At 70.7% G+C, this 23,165-nt stretch carries 15 protein-coding genes and 1 pseudogene; 6 read left to right on the plus strand and 10 right to left on the minus strand.

Annotation, left to right across the window (positions count from 1 at the left end):
- Positions 1 to 82 precede the first annotated feature (82 nt).
- Positions 83 to 2,902 (plus strand): TonB-dependent receptor plug domain-containing protein, encoded by a 2,820-nt coding sequence (locus K311_RS0103885; protein WP_026816236.1) that lies wholly within the window; start codon positions 83 to 85, stop codon positions 2,900 to 2,902.
- A gap of 319 nt (positions 2,903 to 3,221) precedes the next feature.
- Here K311_RS0103885 and K311_RS0103890 read toward each other — a convergent pair whose 3' ends face one another.
- Positions 3,222 to 4,799: a tetratricopeptide repeat-containing sulfotransferase family protein gene (locus K311_RS0103890; RefSeq protein ID WP_026816237.1), complete on the minus strand. Its 1,578-nt coding sequence runs from the start codon at positions 4,797 to 4,799 to the stop codon at positions 3,222 to 3,224.
- Between the two features lie 239 nt (positions 4,800 to 5,038).
- Between K311_RS0103890 and K311_RS0103895 the strand changes: the two genes are divergently transcribed.
- From K311_RS0103895 to K311_RS15160, 4 genes and pseudogenes are all read left to right on the plus strand, one after another.
- Positions 5,039 to 7,897, plus strand: a complete 2,859-nt coding sequence (locus K311_RS0103895) for a TonB-dependent receptor plug domain-containing protein (RefSeq protein WP_051239441.1) — start codon at positions 5,039 to 5,041, stop codon at positions 7,895 to 7,897.
- A gap of 141 nt (positions 7,898 to 8,038) precedes the next feature.
- Complete coding sequence (metG, locus tag K311_RS0103900; protein ID WP_026816239.1) at positions 8,039 to 10,159, plus strand: methionine--tRNA ligase; 2,121 nt, start codon at positions 8,039 to 8,041, stop codon at positions 10,157 to 10,159.
- A gap of 5 nt (positions 10,160 to 10,164) precedes the next feature.
- Positions 10,165 to 10,683, plus strand: a complete 519-nt coding sequence (locus tag K311_RS0103905; protein ID WP_026816240.1) for a hypothetical protein — start codon at positions 10,165 to 10,167, stop codon at positions 10,681 to 10,683.
- Positions 10,683 to 11,105, plus strand: a pseudogene (locus tag K311_RS15160) (RnfABCDGE type electron transport complex subunit B); the annotation flags it as partial. The gene K311_RS0103905 and the pseudogene K311_RS15160, both read left to right, overlap by 1 nt.
- Here the strand turns inward: K311_RS15160 and K311_RS0103915 are convergent.
- The 6 genes from K311_RS0103915 to K311_RS0103940 form a co-directional block, all read right to left on the minus strand.
- Positions 11,096 to 11,977 carry a TraB/GumN family protein gene (locus tag K311_RS0103915; RefSeq protein ID WP_051239442.1) on the minus strand — a complete coding sequence of 294 codons (882 nt, stop codon included), beginning with the start codon at positions 11,975 to 11,977 and terminating at the stop codon, positions 11,096 to 11,098. The pseudogene K311_RS15160 and the gene K311_RS0103915 overlap by 10 nt on opposite strands.
- Positions 11,978 to 12,001: 24 nt before the next feature.
- The gene (locus K311_RS15165) at positions 12,002 to 13,048 is read right to left on the minus strand and encodes a DUF1684 domain-containing protein (protein ID WP_051239443.1); all 1,047 of its coding nucleotides are present in this window, start codon (positions 13,046 to 13,048) and stop codon (positions 12,002 to 12,004) included.
- Positions 13,048 to 14,886 carry a DNA mismatch repair endonuclease MutL gene (gene mutL, locus K311_RS0103925; protein WP_026816242.1) on the minus strand — a complete coding sequence of 613 codons (1,839 nt, stop codon included), beginning with the start codon at positions 14,884 to 14,886 and terminating at the stop codon, positions 13,048 to 13,050. Before mutL ends, K311_RS15165 begins: the two co-directional genes overlap by 1 nt.
- Before the next feature lie 327 nt (positions 14,887 to 15,213).
- Complete coding sequence (locus tag K311_RS15170) at positions 15,214 to 16,656, minus strand: N-acetylmuramoyl-L-alanine amidase (RefSeq protein ID WP_081683248.1); 1,443 nt, start codon at positions 16,654 to 16,656, stop codon at positions 15,214 to 15,216.
- A 110-nt stretch (positions 16,657 to 16,766) separates the two neighbouring features.
- Entirely contained in the window at positions 16,767 to 17,231 is a 465-nt protein-coding gene (gene tsaE, locus K311_RS0103935; protein ID WP_026816243.1) for a tRNA (adenosine(37)-N6)-threonylcarbamoyltransferase complex ATPase subunit type 1 TsaE, read from the minus strand.
- Entirely contained in the window at positions 17,228 to 18,706 is a 1,479-nt protein-coding gene (locus K311_RS0103940) for a bifunctional ADP-dependent NAD(P)H-hydrate dehydratase/NAD(P)H-hydrate epimerase (RefSeq protein WP_026816244.1), read from the minus strand. The genes tsaE and K311_RS0103940 overlap by 4 nt, the downstream gene beginning before the upstream one ends.
- A gap of 24 nt (positions 18,707 to 18,730) precedes the next feature.
- Here K311_RS0103940 and queG point away from each other — a divergent pair, with 24 nt between their 5' ends.
- Positions 18,731 to 19,792: a tRNA epoxyqueuosine(34) reductase QueG gene (gene queG / locus K311_RS0103945; protein WP_043797987.1), complete on the plus strand. Its 1,062-nt coding sequence runs from the start codon at positions 18,731 to 18,733 to the stop codon at positions 19,790 to 19,792.
- Positions 19,793 to 19,885: 93 nt separating this feature from the next.
- Here the strand turns inward: queG and pgi are convergent, their stop codons facing one another.
- From pgi to panB, 3 genes are all read right to left on the minus strand, one after another.
- Positions 19,886 to 21,406, minus strand: a complete 1,521-nt coding sequence (pgi, locus tag K311_RS0103950; protein ID WP_026816245.1) for a glucose-6-phosphate isomerase — start codon at positions 21,404 to 21,406, stop codon at positions 19,886 to 19,888.
- 63 nt (positions 21,407 to 21,469) lie between these two features.
- Entirely contained in the window at positions 21,470 to 22,321 is an 852-nt protein-coding gene (gene panC / locus K311_RS0103955) for a pantoate--beta-alanine ligase (protein WP_026816246.1), read from the minus strand.
- Entirely contained in the window at positions 22,318 to 23,148 is an 831-nt protein-coding gene (gene panB, locus K311_RS0103960) for a 3-methyl-2-oxobutanoate hydroxymethyltransferase (RefSeq protein ID WP_051239445.1), read from the minus strand. The genes panC and panB overlap by 4 nt, the downstream gene beginning before the upstream one ends.
- Positions 23,149 to 23,165: the final 17 nt, after the last annotated feature.

Consider the following 23,165-nt stretch of genomic DNA (forward strand, 5'->3'; position numbering starts at 1 on the left):
CCGGAGGTCGGGGTGTCGAACGACACTGCCTCCGGCGGTTCCGGGGCCCCGGCCAGTCCAACCACCAGCAGGGGATTCCCGCATGAGCAATCGCAGCAAGACGCCGAAACGGAACCAGCTTTGCGCCGCCCTGGTCGCGGCCATGCTCGTTCCGGTGAGCGGCACCGCGCTCGCCCAGCAGGCCAATGACGACGACAGGGACGACGAGCGCGTCACCACGCTCGACCGCATCGTCGTGACCGGCTCGCTGATCCCGCAGACGGAGATCGAGACCGCCACTCCGGTGACGATCATCACCGCCGAAGACATCAGCGCGCGCGGTTTCGCGACGGTCGCCGAGGTGCTGAAGGAGTCCAGCATGTCGGTCGGCGGCGTGCAGGGCTCGCAGACCTCCGCCTCGTTCACCCAGGGCGCCGAGACGATCTCGATGTTCGGCCTGCCGGTCGGATTCACCAAGTTCCTGATCGACGGCCGCCCGATGGCGAACTTCCCGGCGCTGTACAACGGCTCCGACGCCTTCAACAACATCAGCGGCATTCCGATCGACCTGGTCGAGCGCATCGAGATCCTGCCCGGCGGCCAGTCGTCGCTGTACGGCTCCGACGCGATCGCCGGCGTGGTGAACATCATCCTGCGCAAGAACATGGACGGCTCGTCGGTCAACGCCCGCTTCGGCTGGTACGAGCACGGCGGCGGCCAGAGCCAGCGCGTGAGCTTCGCCACCGGCTTCGGCAGCAAGGACGAGCGCTTCAACATGATGCTCGGCCTGCAGGGCGAGAAGCGCGACGCGGTCTGGGCCCACCAGCGCGACTGGACCCGCACCTACTTCACCGAAGGCACGAGCGCGCCGATCGCCAGCCGCGACTGGCTCGTGAACAGCCCGTTCACCAGCTACAACTGGCTGGTGCCGGACGGCTCCTGCGACGCCGTGTCCGACGGTTTCAACGGCAGCGTCGACCAGCAGGTGCGCCCGGGCTTCGGCACGTATTGCGGCTCGCTGGACTCCGTCGGCTACCGCACCCTGGCGAACGACAAGGAGGCGTACCAGTTCTACGCCCACACCACGTTCGACATCGCCGACAACGCCCGCCTGTACGCCGACTTCCTGTACAGCCGCGAGGACGTCTCCTATCACGTCGGCGCCAACTACACCTGGTGGGGCACGAGCGTCGAGTGGGGCTACTTCTACGACCCGAACTACGACGACTTCTTCAACCTGCAGCGTGCCTTCGTGCCGGAGGACATGGGTCCGGGCGGTTACGAGAACTCGATGAGCACCGACAAGTCGAAGGCCTGGGCACTGACCTTCGGCGTCTCCGGCACCATCGGCAACTCGATGTGGGACTACGACATCGGCGCGACCTTCACCCGTTACAGCCTGGATGAGGTCGGTTTCGTGCGCTGGGCCGGCCCGATCAACGACTTCTTCCAGGACCTGGTGCTCGGTCCGCAGCTCGGCTGGGATCCGTACTACGGCGCCTACCCGGTCTTCGATCCCGACTACCAGGCCTTCTACCGCCTGCTGACGCCGGAAGAGTTCAACAGCTTCACCGGCTTCGCGACCTCGCGCAGCGAGACCGAGGACGATTTCGTCCGCGCCCAGTTCGTCAACGGCTCCCTGTGGCAGATGGGTGGCGGCGACGCCGGTGTCGCGGTCGCGGTCGAGGGCGGTCGCCAGAGCTGGACCTACCGGCCGCACCCGGGCTACATGAACGGCGACGTCTGGGGCACCACCGCGGTGGCCGGCGACGGTGACCGTACCCGCTACTCGCTGACCGGCGAGCTGCGCACGCCCTGGCACGACATGTTCACGACCACCGTCTCGGCGCGTTACGACGCCTACGACGTCGAAGGACACACGATCGACGCCCCGACCTGGTCGTTCGGCGCCGAGTTCCGTCCGACCGACACGATCCTGCTGCGCGGCAAGTTCGGCACCGCCTTCCGCGCGCCGACCCTGGCCGACCTGTACCAGGGTGCGAGCGGCTACTACAGCTTCGTGACCGACTACTACCGCTGCGCGCTGCAGGGCTACGACTACGCGGAAGCGCCGGTCAGCTGCCCGGGCGCCGACTCCAACCGCCAGTTCTTCGGCACCCAGTCGGGCAGCACCGACCTGAAGCCGATCGACGCGGACGTCTGGACGGTCGGCATCGTGCTGGCGCCGTTCGAGCGCTTCTCGGTGGCCCTCGACTACCACAGCTGGCAGATCGAGAACGAAGTCACCACGCAGAGCCCGAACGAGATCGCGCTGATCGAAGCCCGCTGCCGCCTGGGCGAGCTCGACATCGCCTCGCCGACCTGCATCGCCGCGCTCGACCAGATCACCCGTGGCGCCAGCGGCCGCATCGACGAGATCTACACGCCGAAGATCAACGTGTCCAAGCGTGACGTCGAAGCGTTCACGGTCGCGGTCAACTACGGCTGGACCTGGGAAGGCGTGGGCGACTTCGCCGTCCGCGGCAACTTCACGCGGATGGTCGACTACACCTACGTGCAGTACACCGGCGACGAGCCGATCGACCTGCTGCGCCGCCCGGGCTGGTCGTCGGACCCGAAGACGAAGGCCGATGCCTCGCTGACCTTCCGTCGCGACGACTGGAGCACCACGCTGTACGCGAACTACATGGGCAAGACGCCGAACTATCGCGCCCGTGTGTACGACGACGGTGTGGATCCGCTGGGCCTGGCCGACAACCTGCCGTCGCATACCCGCTGGAACTGGTCCTTCACCTGGGCGCCGGACGAGCAGTTCGAAGTCTCGCTGATGGTCAACAACCTGTTCGACGACATGCCGCCGCGCGATTACACCTATCCGGGCACGACCGGCGCGCCGTACAACAGCGCGCAGTACGACGTGCTCGGCCGGGCGTTCTACGTGGAAGCGCGTTACCGCTTCTGACGGCCGACCCGTCGCGTCACCGGACCCGCCCCTTCGGGGGCGGGTTTTTTTTGGTTCTTCTCCCGCCCTCCCCTCCCTCCCTCTGTAGGAGCGCCTTCAGGCGCGATAACTAGAAACGAGAAACGAGGAACGAGAAACGAGTGACGGCCCGCGCCTTTGGCGCGGATGTGCTCCGCACGAGTGGAGAGGGTTGCGCCGACGGCGCGCGGCCTTTCGCGCGCAGCGCGCGCTCCTACTCGTTCCTCGTTCCTCGTTCCTCGTTCCTCGTTTCTGGCCATCGCGCCTGAAGGCGCTCCTACAGATCAGGTGGGCCAGGGGGTCAGAGGGGGACCGGGACATCGCCCTCGGCCAGCAGCTCCCGCAGCGGCGCGAGTTCGGCCTCGAAGCGGCGCCAGCGGCCGATCGAGCGGCGGTTCAGCGGTTCGCGCACCTGCACGGCGCTGGCGGTGGCGACCGCCTCCGGGTTGCCGGTGAAATCCAGGCAGGCCGGATCCCAGTCCAGGCCGCAGAACTCGAGCAGGCGGCGGGTCTGGCCTTCCTGGTCGTCGACCAGGTCCTCGTAGGACAGCTCGAGGAACCGCCCGGGGAACAGCGCCATCCAGTGCGCCATCAGCCGCTCGTACATCAGGAAGTAGCGGCCGGTGTCGAGCAGGTCGAAGGAGTAGTCGTAGAACGGGCTGGTCAGCGCGAACAGCTGGCGGAAGTTGCCCAGGCAGGTGTCCAGCGGATCGCGGCGCAGCCAGACCAGCTTCGCGTCCGGCAGCGCGGTGGCGATCCAGCCGGCGTAGAGGAAGTTGTGCGGCAGCTTGTCGACGAAGTGCGGCTTGCCGCCGGTCACCGGGCGGGTGCTGGCGATGTAGGCGGCGCCGAGCGCGGCCGGGTCGATCCCGCCGGCGCGGCCGACGGTGTCCGGATCGAACATCGACCGGGTCGTGCTGCCGCTGGCGCGCTTGAAGGCGACACCGAAGTTCTGCAGCTCGCCGCAGCTCTGTACCGCCGGATGGCTCGACAGGATCCGCTCGACCAGGGTCGTGCCCGATCGCGGCATGCCGATCACGAAGATTGGTTCGCGGCTGTGATGGCCCGGCCGGGCCGACGGCGCCTCCGGCATCGCCGCGATCACCGCGTCGAACAGGGCCTGGTCGCGGGAACTGGTATAGCCGCGCCCTTCGCCGCCGAAACGCTTGCCGGCGCTCAGGTGGGAAAAGGCCTCCGGATACCGGCCCAGGTCCTCGAGTTCCTTGGCCAGGGCCAGGTGCAGGTACATCGCCGTCACCGCCGGCGGCTTGCCGGCCGCGAGCAGGCGCTGGAGCCGCTCGACGTGGTTGGCCTCCGGGGTCTGCCGGCGCAATTGCGCCAGCGCCAGATGGGCGCGGGCGTGGCCCGGCGCCAGCCGCAGGCATTCCTCGTATTCGCGCTCGGCCCCGGCGATGTCGCCGGCGAAGGTCAGCGACGAGGCCAGGTTGAAGCGGAAACCGGGATTGCCCGGCACCGCCGTCGCCGCCGCCCGGAACGCCGCGAGCGCCTGCGCATGCCGGCTGGCCTGGGTGTAGACGATGCCGAGCGTGTCCAGGCTCAGCGGGTCGAGGCCGCCGATGGCCTGCGCCCGCTCGGCGGCCTGCAGGGCCTCGCTGAACATCCGCGACATCGCCAGCCCGCGGGCGAACTGCACCAGATAGTCCGGCCGGTCCGGGCTGAGGCGGATCGCCGCCTGCAGCCGGTTCATCGCCAGCGGCATCTGCGCCAGCTGCAGCGCCGCCACCCCGGCGACGAAGTTCACCCCGCCGTGCTGCGGCGCCACCCGCAGCAGGCCTTCGGCCTCGGCCAGGGCGCGCTGCCACTCGCCGCGGTTCAGGGCGTCGACGGCCTGGCGGTAACGGGTCTCGGGGGCGGTCATCGGGGCTCCGTGGCGGGGGTTTCGTGACGCAACTTTACCTTCCCGGCCGCTTCCGGCGCCCCCTAGCGCCCCTTAAGTGAACAGAAACCAAACGGCACCCGACCGGGGCGACATAACAGGAAGTAAAGATTTGCGCAGGGTTGTGTTACGGTCCCGTTAAGGCAGACAGCGATAGTTGCGTCCGCCGCCACCGACCGGGCATAAAAATCTCCCGGGAAACAACAAGCTAGGGGAAGTTGATGAACAAGCCAATTCACTATGCGGGGCTTCGTCGTTCGTCGCTCGCCAGCGCACTCGTGCTCGCTCTGGCAGCACCGGGCCTGGCGATGGCGCAACAGAGCAGCAACAACAGCGATGACGCCGATGCGACCGAGCTGGAAACGGTCGAGGTCGTCGGTTCGCGCATCAAGCGCAGCAACATCGAGGGCCCGTCGCCGGTCGTCGTGATCACCGCCGAGCAGATCGAGCGCGAAGGCTTCTCGACGGTGCACGACGCCATCGAGTCGCTGGCCGCCAACACCGGCTCGGTGCAGAACGACTTCAACTCGGCGGGCGGCTTCACGCCGAATGCCGGTGTCGTCAACCTGCGTGGCCTCGGCCCGGGCCGCACCCTGCTGCTGATCAACGGTCGCCGCGCGAACGACTACCCGTTCCCGTACAACGGCCGCAGCAACTTCCAGAACTTCAACAACATCCCGGCCGGCGCCGTTGCGCGCATCGAAGTCCTGGCGGGCGGCGCCTCGGCCATTTACGGCTCCGACGCGGTCGCCGGCGTGGTCAACGTGGTCCTGAAGAAGGACTACGAGGGCGACATGATCTCCATCAAGGGCACGACCACCCAGGCCGGTGGCGCGTCGACGATGGACCTGCAGTGGACCGGCGGCAAGGTGTGGGACGGCGGCAGCCTGACCTACGCCTTCGAGCACTACAACCGCAGCCCGCTGTTCGCGTGGCAGCGCGACTTCATGGACTCGGCCGAGGACAACCCCTATCCGGCGCTGATCCCGGGCGTGGGCAACGTCTACCAGCCGCCGATCGGTATCCAGGTCCGCGTGCAGGGCGTGCCGACCGCCGGCTCGTACATCATGCCGTTCGGTGCGAACTGCCAGGGCTCGGACCTGTACCAGCGCTTCACCTACCGCAGCACCGCCTCGGGCGTGGTCCTCGGTGACGGCTGTGGTTACGACCGCTACCCGGCCGAGCAGACCGTGGTCAACGGCCAGAAGGACAGCTCCGGCTACCTGTACGGCAACCTGGACTTCAGCGACACCGTGTCCGGCTGGGCCAGCCTGATGTTCTTCCACTCCGACGCCGAGCTCGGCGGTGGCGTCGAGCAGTGGTTCGGCCTGCGTCCGAACGTCGCCCACTACGACCCGAACCTGGGTCTGCGCGTGCTGGCGATCCGTGCGCTGACCCCGGAAACCTACGGCGGTCCGGAAGGCACCTTCCAGAAGTTCACCGAGGACTCGTGGGACTTCGCCGCCGGCCTGCGCGGCACGTTCGGCGACCGCTTCGACTGGGACTTCACCGTCAGCCACGCCGAGTACAAGGTCGAGCGTACCCGTCCGCGCATGACGATCCAGGGCGCCGCCGACTACTTCCTCGGCCCGCAGCTGGGCGTCACGGGTAGCGGCGCCTACGCCGGCATCCCGGGCATGCCGAACGGCGTGCCGGTCTTCGCCACCCGTTGGGATCGCTTCTTCGGTCCGATCTCGGCGGCCGACTACTGGACGATGGCCACCCAGGTCGAATACGACGCGAAGTCGGAGAACTCCGGCGCGCAGTTCGTCGTCTCCGGCGACATGTTCGAGCTGCCGGGCGGCACCTCGGCGTTCGCGGCCGTGGCCGAGTGGTCGACGCAGTCGTACCGCCTGAACTCGGACGAGCGCATCCTCCCGACCGTCGCCTCGATCTACAACCTGACGGGCACCGGCGGCGGCGGCGATCGTGACCGCTACGCGTTCGGCGTGGAGACCTCGTTCCCGATCTTCAGCATGCTGACGATCACCGCCGCGGCGCGCTACGACAAGTACGACGACATCACCAACGTCGACGACGCGATCACCTGGAACGGCGGCATCGAGTTCCGTCCGTTCGACAACCTGCTGATCCGCGGCGCCTACGCGACGAGCTTCAAGGCCCCGGACATGCACTACGTGTTCTCGGAGCGTTCGGGCTCGTTCGGCCAGATCGTCGACTACGTCCGCTGCGCCCGTGACGGCATCGCCCCGACCGGCTGCTCCGGCGCCGGTGCGGTCTACAACTACCAGGCGTTCACCACCTCCGAAGGCCAGCCCGGTCTGAAGGAAGAAACCGGCCGTTCGTGGAGCGCCGGCCTGGTGTGGGACATCACCGACCAGCTGTCGTTCTCGGCCGACTACTACGACATCGAGCTCGAGGACGAGGTCGCGGTGCTCAGCGGCACGACGATCCTCAGCGACGAGTACGGCTGCCGCAACGGCGTCTCGGTGAACGGCGCGCCGTTCCCGTATGCGCCGGGTTCGGCGTACTGCGCCGAGATCCTGAACCGCCTCGACCGCGACCCGCTCAACGACGACCGCCTGACCGAGATCCGCTCGGGACCCATCAACCAGGCCTACCGTCGCGTGAAGGGCATCGACGCGTCGCTGAGCTACGGCTGGGATACGGACAACTGGGGCAACTTCCGCGCCCGCATCGACTGGTCGCACACGCTGGAGCAGATCCTGATCCAGCGCGCCGGCGACACGCCGTTCTCCTATCGTGACGACAACGGCAACGTCGACTTCCGCAGCCGCGTCCGCGTCACCATGGGCTGGTCGAAGGACGACTGGGATGCCACGGTGTTCGTGAACCGCTACGGCAGCCAGCCGCGCTGGATCCTGTCGCATCCGGACGTGGTCTCGGGCGAGCTGGACGACCGTGCGCCGCCGCACACGACGGTCAACCTGTCGATCGGTCGCCAGTGGACGGAGAACCTGTCGATGCGCCTGAACATCAACAACGTGTTCGACGACGTCTCCCCGGAAGACCGTACGTTCAACACCTATCCGTACTTCTGGCGCGCGTACAGCCCGCTGGGCCGCGAGTTCGGCCTGACGATCGCCTACAAGTTCTGATAGCTCCTGCGTCACTTCGAGGGGTCCGGCTTCGGCCGGACCCCTTTCTTTCGCCTCGGGTTCCCGCATTCGCACACGACGGGCAGCATCGGCCGCCGGCTTCCGGGATAATGGCGGGCTCCCCCGAACCGCCGACCGCCGATGCGTCCCGCCCTCGTCACCAACGCCCTGCCCTACGCCAACGGCCCGCTGCACCTGGGCCACCTGGTCGGCTACATCCAGGCCGACATCTGGGTACGGGCGCGGCGGATGGCCGGCGGCACCGTGCATTTCGTCTGCGCCGACGACGCCCACGGCACCCCGATCATGCTGGCGGCCGAGAAAGCCGGGCAGTCGCCCGAGGACTTCATCCGCGCGATCCAGGCCGGGCACGAGGCCGACTTCGCGGCGTTCGGCGTCGCCTTCGACCACTACCACTCGACGCATTCGCCGGAGAACCAGGCATTGGCGTCGGAGATCTACACCCGCCTGCGCGACGGCAGCCACGGCAGCGCGGCGATCGCCAGCCGCTCGATCGCCCAGCTCTACGACCCGGTGCGCGGCATGTTCCTGCCGGACCGCTACATCAAGGGCGACTGCCCGAACTGCGGCGCCGCCGACCAGTACGGCGACAACTGCGAGGTCTGCGGCAAGGCCTACGCGCCGACCGACCTGAAGAATCCGCGCTCGGTGGTTTCCGGTGCGGTGCCGGAACTGCGCCAGTCCGAGCACTACTTCTTCGAACTCGGCCGGTTCGAGGCCTTCCTGCGCGAATGGCTGGCCGGCGACGTCGCCCATCCGGGCGTGCGCGCCAAGCTGCGCGAGTGGCTCGACGGCGGCCTGCGCGACTGGGACATCAGCCGCGACGCGCCCTACTTCGGCTTCCCGATCCCGGGCACCACCGACAAGTTCTTCTACGTCTGGCTGGACGCGCCGATCGGCTACCTGGCGTCCTTCCGCGCGCTCTGCGAACGCGAGGGCATCGACTTCGCCGCCTTCACCGACCTCGCGCGCAACCCGGCCGGCGCCGAGCCGACCGAGCTGCACCACTTCATCGGCAAGGACATCATCAACTTCCATGGCCTGTTCTGGCCGGCGATGCTGCACGGCGCCGGCCTGCGCGCGCCGACCGCGCTGCACGTCAACGGCTACCTGACCGTCGACGGCGCCAAGATGAGCAAGTCGCGCGGCACCTTCGTGATGGCGCGCACCTACCTCGACAGCGGCCTGGATCCGGAAGCGCTGCGCTGGTATTTCGCGACGAAGTCCGACGGCGGCATCGACGACATCGACCTCAACCTCGCCGACTACCAGGCGCGGGTGAACTCGGACCTGGTCGGCAAGCTGGTGAACATCGCCAGCCGGGCGTCCGGTTTCGTCACCAGGCACTTCGACGGCGCGCTGGATGCGTTCGCCGACGACGCGCGCCGTGAGGCACTGCGGGGGCTGCTCGACGGCGCCGCCGTCCGCGCCCTTTACGCCGACGGCGACTTCGCCGCCGTCGTCAGGCTCGCGATGGAAGCCGCCGACCGCATCAACCGCGACTGGGATGCCGCCAAGCCGTGGCTGCTGGCGAAGGACGACGACCGCCGCGAGGAGCTGCACGCGATCTGCTCGGATGTGCTGCGCGCCTTCCACACGCTGATGGTCTACCTGGCGCCGATCGTCCCGGCGCTCTCGGGCAAGGCGATGGCGCTGTTCCGCCGCGGCCCGGTGACGTCCTTCGCCGACGCCGACGCGCTGCCGCCGGGCATCGAAGCCTACAGCCACCTCTTCACCCGCATCGACCCGAAACACGTGGAAGCCATGATCGAAGCCAGCAAGGAAGACCTGAAGCCGACCGAAACCAGTGCCGTCGCACCCGCGAAGGCGGAGAACGCCGCGTCCCCCGCCACCGCGACCCCCGCCGCCGCAACGCCGGCGGCAGCCGCGCCGGCCGGGGGCAAGACCGCGACGATCGGCATCGACGACTTCGCGAAACTCGACCTGCGCATCGGCAAGGTGCTCGAGTGCGGCTTCGTGGAAGGCTCGGACAAGCTGCTGCGCTTCCTGCTCGACGCCGGCGAGCTCGGCCAGCGGCAGATCTTCAGCGGCATCCGCGCCAGCTACGGCGCGCCCGAGCAGCTGGTAGGCCGCCACGTCGTGTTCATCGCCAACCTGGCGCCGCGCAAGATGCGCTTCGGCCTCAGCGAGGGAATGATCCTGTCGGCCGGCCACGACGGCGGCGCGCTGGCGCTGCTGGCGGTCGACGAGGGCGGCGCCGCCGGCATGCCGGTGCGCTGATCGCGGTGGGTCCGCTGCCGAGCCTGCTGCTGGCGGCCGCGGTCTTCGCGACCGTGTTCGCCGGCCTGCGGGCGCCGGTGCTGGCCGCCGGGTCGCCGGTGCGGGTTCGGCCGCGGCAACTGATGTTCCCGGCCGGGGCGGCGGCGTTGCTGGCCGCGTTGCCCGGTCTCTTCGCCGCGCCACGGCTGTTGCAGGCGGCAGTCGCGGTGGCGGTCGTGCTGTTCGTTCGCGGCCTGTGGCAGCGGCGCCGCCCGGACCCGGCGCTGCCGGTCCCCGTCGCGGTGTCGCAGGCGGCGCTGACCGGCGCGGCGAGCGGGGTGGCTGCGACCCTCCCAAGCCCGCTGCCCGCGGCGATCGCCACCGCCGCGGGCGTGGCCGCGCTGCTGGGCGTGCTGGCGCTCGCCTGCCCGGCCCTGCGCGAACGCCTCGATGCCGGGCCACGGCCGTCCCCGCTGCAGGCGCCGCTGCTGGCCGGCGCCGCCGCGCTGGCGGTGGGCCTGGTCGTGCAGGGTGGAGGCCTGTGATGGGCGGCCACGAGGAGCTCGCGACCCGGATCGACGCGCTGCTGCCGCAGACCCAGTGCACCCAGTGCGGCTACGCCGGCTGTCGGCCCTATGCCGAGGCCATCGCCGCCGGCGCTGCCGACATCAACCAGTGCCCGCCGGGCGGCGCCGCCGGCATCGTCGCGCTGGCGCGCCTGCTCGGTCGCGCACCGAAGCCGCTGAACCCGGCCAACGGCGTCGAGAAACCGCTGGTGCTCGCGCGCATCGTCGAAGCCGAATGCATCGGCTGCACGAAGTGCATCCAGGCCTGCCCGGTCGACGCGATCGTCGGCGGGCCGAAGCTGATGCACACCGTGATCGCCGACCTCTGCACCGGCTGCGAGCTCTGCCTGCCGCCCTGCCCGGTGGACTGCATCGAGCTCGTGCCGCCGCCTCAGAGCCGCTCGACGCGGTAACCCCTGGCGCGCAGCAGTTCGACCAGGCCGTCGTCGCCGAGCAGGTGCATCGAGCCGACCACGAGCAGGGTGTCATCCGTGTCGCTGTCGTCGAGCATCGCCTGTACCACCGGCAGCCAGGCCTGGTTGCGGTCGCGGTTCATCCGCGCGTACAGCTGCGGGTGGTCGCGGCGCAGTTCGTCGAGCGTCGCCGCGGCCAGGCCGTCGGCATCGCCGGCGCGCCACAGCGCGTGCATCTGCGCGATCCGCTCACGCAGCTCGGCGGCCTCGCCGAGCGCGTCCTCGAGCGCGGCGATCTGCTGTTCCGGCGTCATTTCCTCGAACAGCGCGACCTGCTGGGCAGCGGTCTCGAGCCCACCGGTCGGCTTGCCCGCGGTGGCGGCGCGCTGCATGAAGTGACGGTCGAGGCCGTGGCTCGGATCCAGGCCGAGGCGTTGCATCTCGGTAAGCGACAGCGTCAGGCCGACGGCCCAGGCGTCGTAATTCTGCAGCACGGCCGGATTGCCGCCGCGCGCCACGACGTGCGCCTGCAGGCGCTGCCACAGCGCCGGCGGCAACGTGTCCTCGAGGCGCTTGCCGTCCTCGCGCAGTGCCGCCTGCTGGAAGCCGATCGACAGCGCCGGCGAGTTCGCCTCCTCCGGCGAAATCTCGAACACCACGCGCTCGGCGTCGGCGAAGGCCGCGTCGGTGCTTTCCGCGAGCGGATAGTCCGTCGGCTGCAGCAGGTGGAAGGAGCCGAGCAGGTAGACGGCGTTGTCGCCGTCGCTGACCTTCCACAGCAGAGGCTTGGGCGCCTCCGCGGCGGCGACGGCCGGAATCAGCAGAAGGGTCGGGAGCAGGCGCAGCAGCCGTCGCAGCATCGGGAGATCCTCAGGGTGGGTGGCTCAGGAACGGTCACCGCTGCGCGCCGGCGTGGCCGGCGCCGCGGCTTCGGCGGGCGCCGCTTCCGGCTCGGCGGCGGCCACCGGCAGGAAGGGCAACGGCTTCTTCTCGCCGGCGGTCACCGCCAGGTCGATCCGGTTTTCCGGCAGCGGCAGTGGGCAGGTCGAGAAATCGGTGAACGCGCAGGGCGGGTTGTAGGCCTTGTTGAAGTCCAGCACCGTGGTGCCGTCGGCGCCCGGCGGATCGGCGTAGAGCATGCGCGACGCCGCGTAGCTGCCATGGCCGCTGGTGCGGTCGGCGAAGGTGAAGAACAGGCGGCCGTCGCCCTCGTCGACCGCTTCCATCGTGATCTCGCGGCCGTCGGCGGTCGTGAAGTGCACGCGGCCCGGATTCGGCGCCGGCTCGACCATGCCGAGCACGTTGACGATGTCGACCATCTTGCCCGGCGGGTGCGCCTCGAAACGGGCGACGTAACGGAAGCCCGGGTCGATGTCCCAGTAGTCGATGCCCGGGAAGCCGACGCGGGTCGGCGCGTGGGCATCGCGCACGCGCAGGCCGTAGCGGCCGGCGCGCTCGATCAGGATGAAGCTGGCCTCGCCGCCGTCGAAGGCGACCACGGTCGGGCTGCCGGCGGTGTCGGCGACCAGCGGGATCACCGCGCCCTTCGCCGGCGGCTCGCCGTCGACCAGCAGCTCGGTCTCGACACCGGGACTCAGGCGCAGGCTGGCGCTGCCGTCGGCGCCGAGCGTCAGCATGCCGATCTGGGCCGGGCCCCGCGGCAGGCGGGTGCCGTTGTCGGAGGCCGAGCCGACGAAGGTCGAACCCGGGTTCAACCAGAGCATGCCGACCAGGGACAGCCAGCCGTCGGGCCGGGTCAGGCGGGCGACCCGCTGCTCGCGCCACGCCAGGATTTCCTGTTCGTGTGCTCGGCGCGCGGCTTCGGCCGCACGCGCCTCGGCGGAGGCAGCCTCGTCGGCGCCGCGGTCGCCGCAAGCGGTGGTGATCAGGGCGGTCATCAGCAGCAGTGCCAGCCGGGCGGAAAGGTTCATCAGCGGCCTCTCAGGAACAGTCGGTCGAGTTCGGACCGGGTCAGCTGGACCCAGGTCGGGCGGCCATGGTTGCACTGGCCGCTACGCTCGGTCGACTCCATTTCCCGCAACAGGGCATTCATCTCCGGAACGGTGAGGCGCCGGTTCGCGCGCACCGAGGTCCGGCAGGCCAGTGCCGACAGCAGTTCATTGCGCATTTCCTCCAGCCGCCGGCTGCTGCCGTGCTCGCGCAGGTCGGCCAGCACGTCGAGCACCAGCGGTCGCGGGTCGAGGTCGGCCAGCAGGGTCGGCACGCTGCGCAGGCTCAGCTCCTGCGGGCCGGTGCGGCGCAGTTCGAAGCCCCAGTCGGCCAGGCGCTCGGCCTGCGTCTCGGCGAGGTCGGCCTCGCGCTCGGACACCGCCAGCGCCAGCGGCACCAGCAGCGGCTGCCGGCGGATGCCGTCGCCGTCGCGGGCCGCCTTCAGGCGTTCGTAGGTGATGCGTTCGTGGGCCGCGTGCATGTCGACGAGGATCAGCCCGTGGGCGTTCTCGGCGAGTACGAAAATGCCGTGCAGCTGTGCCAGCGCATAACCCAGCGGCGGCGGCGAATTTTCGTCGGCCGCCGGCAGCGGGGCCTGGTCTGCAGTGCTTTCCCCGGGCGCCCCGGCCACCGCCGGTGCGCTGCCGTACAGCGCCGCGTAGCCGGCCAGCGCATCACGCACCGGCAGCCCCAGCCCGCCCTGCGCCGGTGCCGCACCGCCCCAGCCGCCCCCTGCGCCGGCAGCGACCGGCACCGCGCCGTCGCCAGCGGCAGCGAAGGCCGCAGCAGCCGGCGCCGCGGGCACGGCCGCCGCCGCACCGGCGCGCGTCTCGGCCAGCGCCTCGTGCAGCGTGCGGTAGATGAACTCGTGCACGAGCCGCTGCTCGCGGAAGCGCACCTCGTGCTTGGCCGGATGCACGTTGACGTCGACCATCCGCGGATCGCAGTCCAGGAACAGCACGAAGGCCGGGTGCCGGCCATGGAACAGCACGTCGGCATAGGCCTGGCGGACCGCGTGCGCGACGGTGCGGTCGCGCACCGCGCGGCCGTTCACGTAGAAGTACTGCTGGTCGGCGCTGGAACGCGCCGCGGTCGGCAGCCCGACCCAGCCGCTGAGCTTCAGCCCCGCGGCCGCATGCGCGATGCGCAGGCACTGCTCGACGAAGCCCGGACCGAGCGCCTCGACCAGCCGCCGCCCACGTTCGCCCTCGTCGCGCACCGGCCGGTAATGGCGGATCTGCCGGCCGTTGTGGCCGATCCGCAGTTCGACCTCCGGCCGCGCCAGCGCCAGCGAACGCAGCCATTCCTCGATATGCCCGAGCTCGGTGCGTTCGGCGCGCAGGAAGCGCCGCCGCGCCGGCACGTTGAAGAACAGGTCGCGCACCTCGACGGTGGTGCCCGGTGGATGCGGCATCGGTATCGGCGCGCCGACCTTGCCACCATCGACCTCGAGCCGCGCGCCATGCGCCTGCGCCGCCGGCCGCGAGCTGAGCGCGAAGCGGCTGACCGAGGCGATCGACGGCAGCGCCTCGCCGCGGAATCCGAGCGTGGCGACTTCCTCGAGGTCGTCGAGCGAGGCGATCTTGCTGGTCGCGTGGCGGGCGATCGCCAGCGGCAGTTCCTCGGCCGGCAGGCCACCGCCGTCGTCGCGGATGCGGATCAGGCGGACGCCGCCTTCCTCGAGGTCGATGTCGATGCGGGTGGCGCCGGCGTCCAGGGCATTCTCGACCAGTTCCTTCACCACCGACGCGGGGCGTTCCACCACTTCGCCGGCGGCGATCTGGTTCACCAGGATGTCCGGCAACTGCCGAATCGCCATTCGTCGCTCCTACACGGGCCGCCGATTCTACCCGCCCGACGGCGGCCGTTTCCGCCCGCCTGGACGACGTCGGCCCGGGCCGGTCGCGAATGCGTGGATAACTTGCGGATGTCGGCGAACCGACGCCACCCGCCGGGCGGCGCTGGGCGTTTCCGATCGCGCTCGACGAAACCTCGGGGGGCGGTGGCGGACGCAGTGCGTTGCGCGGACCTTCACCGACAGGGATGTCGGTGAAGAGCCTACATGGACGTATTCACGGCGTGTCCGCGCAACGCACTGCGTCCGCCACCGCCCGGCGACGAAACGATCAAGCGCGGTCGGAAACGCTCAGCGCCGCGCGGCGACGGCGGCGCTACCGCCGGAGGAGGCCGGGATCGGGATCGTGAGTTGCTGGCCGACGCGGACGACGTCGCCCTGGATGCCGTTGGCCTGCCGGAGCGATGCGAGCGAAATGCCGTGCCGCATCGCGATCGCACTGAGCGACTCGCCGCGCGCGACCACGTGCTGCCGCGTGCTGGCGAGCGTGCCCTGGCGCGCCGCGAACCACGTGCCCGGCGGCGCCTGCGTCGAGAAATAGTTGCGCACGCCGCCGACGATCGCCGCCGCCAGGCGCGTGCGGTAGGCGGGATCGGCGAGCTTGGCTTCCTCGCCCGGGTTCGAGATGAAGCCGGTCTCGACCAGCATCGACGGCACGTCGGGCGAACGCAGCACGACGAAGTTCGCGCGTTCGATGTTCGGCTTGTGCGCCTTGCCGACGCCCTTGAGCGCCGCGAGCACTTCGCCGGCGACGTCGTCGGAGACGCGCATCGTCGCGTTCTGCGAAAGATCCAGCAGCACCGCGGCGAGGTTGCGGTCGCGCACGTCGAGGGCGACGCCGCCGACGAGGTCGGCCGCGTTCTCCTGGTCGGCCAGCCAGCGCGCCGCTTCCGACGACGCACCGCGCAGCGACAGCACGTAGACCGAGGCGCCGGTGGCGTTGCGGTTGTGCGCGGCGTCGGCGTGGATCGAGATGAACAGGTCGGCCTGCGCCTCGCGGGCGATCATGTAGCGCTGCTGCAGCGGGATGAACACGTCGCGGTCGCGCACGAGCACCGCGGTCATGCCGGGCTCGCGGTCGATCTGCGCGGCGAGTTCCTGCGCCATCGCCAGCGTGATGTCCTTTTCGCGCTTGCCGGTCGGGCCGAGCGCGCCGGGGTCCTTGCCGCCGTGGCCGGCGTCGATCGCGATGATCAGCTCGCGCTCGCCGCTGCCGATGACGTCGGCGATCGTGCGCGCCGGGGTCGGCGCCGGCGTCGGCGCAGCGGCGACCGGCACCGCGGCGACCGCGCCGTCGGCCACCGGCGCGGATGCGGGCGCGGCGGGCGCGGCGGCGATCGCCGGCGCGTCGCCGCTCAGCATCTCGACGACGAGACGGCGTTCGCGGCCCTCGCCCTCGATGCGGCTGCGCGGGCGCACGCCGCGGGCCAGGTCGAACACCACCCGCAGCTGGCCTTCGGCGGGCCTGCCGGTGCGCACGCCGGCGACGACGCCGTTCGGCGCCGGGGCGCGATAGCCGGCGCCGAGCGAGGTACCGGCGAGGTCGAGCACCAGGCGGTCGGGATTGGCCAGGGTGAACAGCTTGTACTCGGCGTCGGCGTCCAGGCTCAGCACCGCCTGGGTGCCCGCTTCGGCCTCGATCACCTGCACCCCGGACAGCTGGCCCGCCGCCGCCGGCATCGCCGGCGCGGTGAGCAGCAGGCACAGCATCGCGAGGGAGGGGTTCCGGCGCATTGCCGGCGATTCAATCACCGGATTCAGCGGAAATCAACAAAAACCTTTTGGAAATCCGTCACCTGGGGAACTTTCTTCAATGCGGCGTGAATTGAGGCCCGGAGAAGGCTTCAGAACGGGGTTCCTGCCAGCCAGGCCCGGCCGGCCGGACTGGTGGGATCGAGCCCCAGCCGCCGCCCGGCCCCTTCGCCCTGCAGCTGCAGGCGCAGGTCGGGTGCCGGCAGGCCGCCCCGCCCCCGCTCCGGCCACTCGACCAGCCACAGGCGGGCGCTGCCGGCGAGTTCGTCGAGGCCGAGGAAGTCCAGTTCGCCGGCATCGGCCAGCCGGTACAGGTCCAGATGCACCGCCTCGCCGCCATCGGCCAGCGGATAGCGCTCGACCAGGGTGTAGGTCGGGCTGCGCACGGTGCCCGTGACGCCGAGCGCGCGCAGCCAGGCGCGGGCCAGCGTCGACTTGCCGGCCCCGAGGTCGCCTTCGAGGAACACCACCGCCGGTGCCGGCGCGGCCGCTGCCAATGCCTGCGCGGCGGCGATCGTCGCCGCTTCGTCGGGCAGGAAGACCGTGCGCGCACTCATTCCGGATTCGCCATCCTTCGCAGGTGCGGAAACAGGTCCGACGGCAGCAGGCCGCGCTGGCCACCGATGCGCGCGGCGGCGTCGCCGGCGGCCGAATGCAGCAGCGCACCGGCGACCGCGGCTTCGAATGCCGACAGGCCCTGCGCATGCAGCGCGGCGATCACGCCGGACAGCACGTCGCCCATGCCTCCGGTGGCCATGCCGGGATTGCCGGCGCCGATCACCGCGGGAACCTGTCCCGGCCCGGCGACGATCGTGCCGGCGCCTTTCAGCACGACGACGGCGCGATAGCGCTGCACCAACGCTTCCGCCGCGGCATAGCGGTCGGCCTGCACCGCCGCGTTGTCGATGCCGAGCAGGCGCGCGGCCTCGCCCGGATGCGGCGTCAGGATCGCCTGCGGCAGCGGCCGCGGCGACTGCACGATCAGGTTCAGCGCATCGGCGTCGAGCACCAGCGGTTTGCCGCTGTCGAGTGCCGCCTGCAGCAGCGAACGTCCCCACGCGCCCTGGCCGAGGCCGGGGCCGACGGCGAGCACGGTCGCGCGTTCGAGCAGCGGCGCCAGCGCGGCGGCGTCCTCGACCGCATGCGTCATCGCCTCGGGCCGCGCCGCGACCAGTGCGGCGACACCGGACGTGCGCGTCGCGACGCTGGCCAGGCCGACGCCGGTGCGCAACGCACCTTCCGCGCACAGGCGCACCGCGCCGCCCATGCCGGCCTCGCCGCCGATGCAGAGCACGTGCCCGTGTTCGCCCTTGTGCGCGTTGGCGTGCCGCGGCGCCAGCCAGCGTCGCAGGCCGCCGGGCACGACCAGGCGCGCGGCCGGTGTCATCGCCGCGAACATGTCGGCGGGCAGGTCGAGGTCGTGCAGCAGCACCTCACCGTCGAAATCGCGCGCCATGCCGGTGTAGAGCCCGCACTTCGCGGCGATGAACGAAAGCGTCAGCGTCGCCTGCACCGCGGCGCCGGCGGCGTGGCCGGTGTCGGCGTCGATGCCGGAAGGCACGTCGAGCGCGAGCACCGGCTTACGGCTGGCGTTGATGCGTTCGATCATGCCCTGCGCCGCTTCCGACGGCGGCCGTGTCAGGCCGGTGCCGTAGAGCGCGTCGACCCAGACGTCCATCTCGGGCAGCACGCCGTCGAAGGCGACCACGCGGCCGCCGGCAGCGCGCCAGTCGGCCAGCGCCTGGCGCGCGGCATCGGTGCGCGGATGCATGCCGGGTGGCGCGAACACGCATACCTCGTGGCCGGCTTCGCGGGCGAACCGGGCAACCACGAAACCATCGCCGCCATTGTTGCCGGGGCCGCAGACCACGCCGATGCGCCGCGCCGCCGGCCAGCGCGCGCGCAGCAGTTCCCAGGCGGCGCGGCCCGCACGCGTCATCAGCTCATGGGCGGGCACGGCGAGCGTGGCGATCGCCAGTTCGTCCATGGCCCGCACCTGCGCGGCGCGATAGAGGGGCAACGGGGGAATCATCCGCAGGATTCTATACTTGCGCCGATGCCCGACCTCGCCGCCCTCGCCGCCGACATCCGGATCTGGGCCCGCGAACTGGGTTTCCAGCAGACCGGCATCGCCGGCGTCGAACTCGGCGAAGACGAGGCGCACCTGCAGGCCTGGCTGGCGCGCGGCTTCCACGGCGGCATGGACTACATGGCCCGCCACGGCGACAAGCGCGCGCGCCCCGGCGAACTCGTGCCCGGCACGTTGCGGGTGATCTCGGTACGCATGGACTACGGCACCGGCGACGAGGATGCCGCCTGGGCCCGCCTGGCCGACGGCGAAGCCGCCTACGTCGCCCGTTACGCACTCGGCCGCGATTACCACAAGCTGATGCGCAACCGCCTGCAGAAACTCGCCGACCGCATCGCCGGCGCGATCGGCCCGTTCGGCCATCGCGTGTTCGTCGATTCGGCACCGGTGCTCGAACGCGCCCTCGCCCGCGACGCCGGCCTCGGCTGGATCGGCAAGCACACCTGCCTGATCAACCGCGACGCCGGCAGCTGGTTCTTCCTCGGCGAGCTCTACACCGACCTCGCGCTACCGGTCGACGAACCCGCGAGCGCGCACTGCGGCACCTGCACGCGCTGCCTGCAGGTCTGCCCGACCGGCGCGATCGTCGCCCCCTACCAGGTCGACGCCCGCCGCTGCATCTCCTACCTGACGATCGAGAACCGCGACGCCATCCCAGAAGAACTGCGCCCGCTGATCGGCAACCGCATCTTCGGCTGCGACGACTGCCAGCTCGCCTGCCCCTGGAACAAGTTCGCGGTGGCGCACGGCGAGGCCGACTTCGCGCCGCGCAACGGCCTCGACGGCGCGAGGCTGGTGGAGCTGTTCGCGTGGACGGAGGAAGAGTTCCTGAAGCGCACCGAGGGCTCGGCGATCCGGCGGACCGGGTATCGCGGGTGGCTGCGGAATATCGCGGTGGCGCTGGGGAATGCGCCGACGACGCCTTCCGTGCTCGCGGCGCTGGCGTCGCGCCGCGACGAGCCGGACGAAATGGTGCGGGAGCATGTCGCGTGGGCGCTGGCGCGGCATCCGAAGGTGGTGCTGGACTGAAGCAATCGCCCCCCGGGCCCCGCACCCACCCATCAAGAGAATCGGCTCTTATCGGCCTTTATCCGTTGTGGGCAAGCCCGGTCGGAACGCGCGTCACCCCGCGTGCGCGCGGATACGCTCCACCAGCTCCGCCGTGACCGCATCCGCCAGCACCCCGCCCTCCCCCGCCAACGCCGGCCGCACCCCCGCCGCCAGCCGCTTGCCGAGCTCCACGCCCCACTGGTCGAAGGGGTCGATGCCGACTAGCACGCCCTGCAGGTAGACGCTGTGCTCGTAAAGCGCCAGCAGGCCGCCGAGGGCATTGGGGCTGAGTTCGTCGAGCAGGATCACCGTCGACGGGCGGCCGCCGGGGTAGTGGCGGGCCGGGTCGTCGCCGTCTTCGCCCTCGCAGAGGGCCTGTGCCTGTGCCAGCAGGTTCGCGAGCAGCGACCGGTGGTTGGCGGCGTGCGGGTGCGCGGGTTTCGCAACGCCGATGAACTCGACCGGTACCACGTCGGTGCCCTGGTGCAGGGCCTGGAAGAAGCTGTGCTGCACGTCGGTGCCGGGCCCGCCCCAGACCACCGGTGAGGTCGGCACCGGCACCGGGCTGCCGTCCTCGCGTACCGACTTGCCGAGGCTTTCCATCACCAGTTGCTGCAGGAAGGCCGGCAGCAGCGCGAGGCGCTGGTCGTAGGGCACGACGGCCGCGGTCGGGCGCGCCATCGCCACGCGGTTCCAGAGCGCGGTCAGCGCGTGCCGCACGATCAGATTCGATTCGACCGGCGTATGGCGCGCATGCGCATCCATGCCGGCGGCGCCGGCGAGCAGGCGGTCGAAGCCCTCGCGGCCGATCGCCAGCTGGATGCCGAAACCGACCGCCGACCAAAGCGAATAGCGGCCGCCGACCCAGTCCCACATCGGCAGTAAGCGGGCGCCGTCGACACCGAAAGCCGCGGCGCGCTCGACATTGGCGCTGACCGCATACAGGCGTTCGCCGCCGCCGAGCCAGTCGCGCAGGATCGCGCCGTTGAGCAGGGTCTCCTCGGTGCCGAAGCTCTTCGACACCAGGATCGCCGCGGTGCGCGCCGGGTCGAGTCCGCGCAGCAGGTGCTGGGCGGCGCTGCCGTCGACGTTGGCGAGGAAGTGCACGCGGAAGCGGCCGTCGGCGAAGTCCTTCAGCGCGTCGACCGCCAGCCGCGGGCCGAGGTCGGAGCCGCCGATGCCGACGCTGACGACGTCGGTGACGTCCCCGGCGGCGAGTTCGGCGTGCAGCGCGTCCATGCGCGCGCGCGCGTCGGCGACCAGCGCGCGGGCCTGCGCGACGGGCTCGCCAGCGCCGATGTCGCCGCGCAGCGCGCTGTGCAGCGCCGGCCGCTGCTCGGTGACGTTGACGATGCCGCCGTCGAACAGCCGCGCCAGCGCCGCCTCGACATCGGCGGCACGGGCGAAATCGAGCAGCGCCGCGTCGGCATCGCCGTCGACGTGCTGGCGGGCGAAGTTCGCGTAGATCGGCCCGACCCGCAGCGCCATCGCCTTCGCGCGCCCCGGGTCGGCCTGCACGAGCGTGCGCAGCGGCGTGCCGCGCAGACGTTCGCCGTGGCGGATCAGTGACTGCCAGTCGCGTTCCGTGCGCATCGCCGCTCCTTCGTGTGGGACTTCCACCGAGTCTAGCGGACGGCCTTCACGGCGATGCGAAGCTCAGAACGGGTCGAACTCGAGGTTGTCGATCAGGCGGGTACGTCCCAGCCGCGCGGCGATCAGCGCGACCAGGCCCTGCTCCACCGGCATTCGCGCCCGGCTGAGGTCGGCGCGGCGGATCTCGGCGTAATCGACGACGTAGCCGGCGGCCTCGAGGCGCTCGCGGGCGGCGTCCTCGATGCGGTCGATCGGCAGGCCCTGGCGGGCGGCGTCGCGCATGAACAGCAGGGTGTCGTGGATGCGCGGCGCGAGCTTGCGCTCGTCCGCCGACAGGTACTGGTTGCGCGAACTCATCGCCAGGCCGTCGGCCTCGCGCAGGGTCGGCGCCGGCACGATCTCGAGCGGGAAGCTCATCTCGCGCGCCATGTAACGGATCACCTGCAGCTGCTGGTAATCCTTGCGCCCGAACACCGCGAGGTCCGGCTGCACCATGTTGAACAGCCGCGCGACCACCTGGGCGACGCCGTTGAAGTGGCCCGGGCGGTGCAGGCCGTCGAGGATGTCGGTGATGCCGGGGACGTGCATCTGCACGCAACCCATCGTCCCGAAGGGATACATCTGCTCGACCGAGGGCAGGAACAGCGCATCGCAACCGCGCTCGCGCAGGGCCTCGGCATCGGCGGCCTCGGTGCGCGGATAACGCGCGTAGTCCTCGTTCGGGCCGAACTGGGTCGGGTTGACGAAGATGCTGACGACGACGCGGTCGGCCTGCTGCTTCGCCAGTTCGAGCAGGGCGAAATGACCGGCATGCAGGTTGCCCATCGTCGGCACGAAGCCGACGCTGAGCCTCTGCTCGCGCCACTGCCGCACCTGGGCGCGCAGCGCCAGGATCGTGTTGTGGGTCTGCATCATTCGTATCCGTGTTCGGGACCGGGGAAACTGCCTTCGCGCACCGCGCTCGCGTAGGCCTGCAGCGCGCCGAGGATCGAGCCGCCGTCGGCGAGGAAATCCTTCACGAAGCGCGGCCGGCGGTGACCGCTGTTCATGCCGAGCATGTCGTGCAGCACCAGGATCTGGCCGTCGCAGTGCGGGCCGGCGCCGATGCCGATGGTCGGGATCGCCACCGCTTCGGTGATGCGCTTCGCCAGCGCGCTCGGCACGCATTCGAGCACGAGCATGTCGGCGCCGGCCTCGGCCACCGCCTGCGCGTCTGCGAGCAGACGCGCGGCGGCGGCCTCCTCGCGGCCCTGCACCCGGTAGCCGCCGAGGCGCAGGACCGACTGCGGCGTCAGGCCGAGGTGGGCGCAGACCGGGATCTCGCGCTCGGCGAGGAAGCGGATGACCTCGAGCTTCGGGCCGGCGCCCTCGAGCTTGACCATCGCGGCGCCGGCCTGCAGGCAGCGGGTCGCGGCATCGAGCGCGCGCTCCGGCGTCGCATCGGCCTGGAAGGGAAGATCGGATACCAGCAGGGTCGTGCTCAGACCGCGGGCGACGCAGGCGGTGTGATAGACGATGTCGTCGATCGTCACCGGCAGCGTGCTGTCGTGGCCCTGGCAGACCATGCCGAGCGAATCGCCGACGAGGATGAAGTCGATACCGGCGCTGTCGACGCTGCGCGCGAAGCTGGCGTCGTAGGCGGTGATCGAGACGATGCGGCGGCCGTCGGCCTTCATCTTCCGCAGGGCCGGAACCGTCAGCCGGGCGCGCGCGGCGGCGGTGGGAGCGTTGTTGGCGTACATGGGGTCAGCCGCGACGT

The sequence above is a fragment of the Arenimonas composti TR7-09 = DSM 18010 genome, assembly GCF_000426365.1.
GTDB classification, from domain to species: Bacteria; Pseudomonadota; Gammaproteobacteria; order Xanthomonadales; family Xanthomonadaceae; genus Arenimonas; species Arenimonas composti.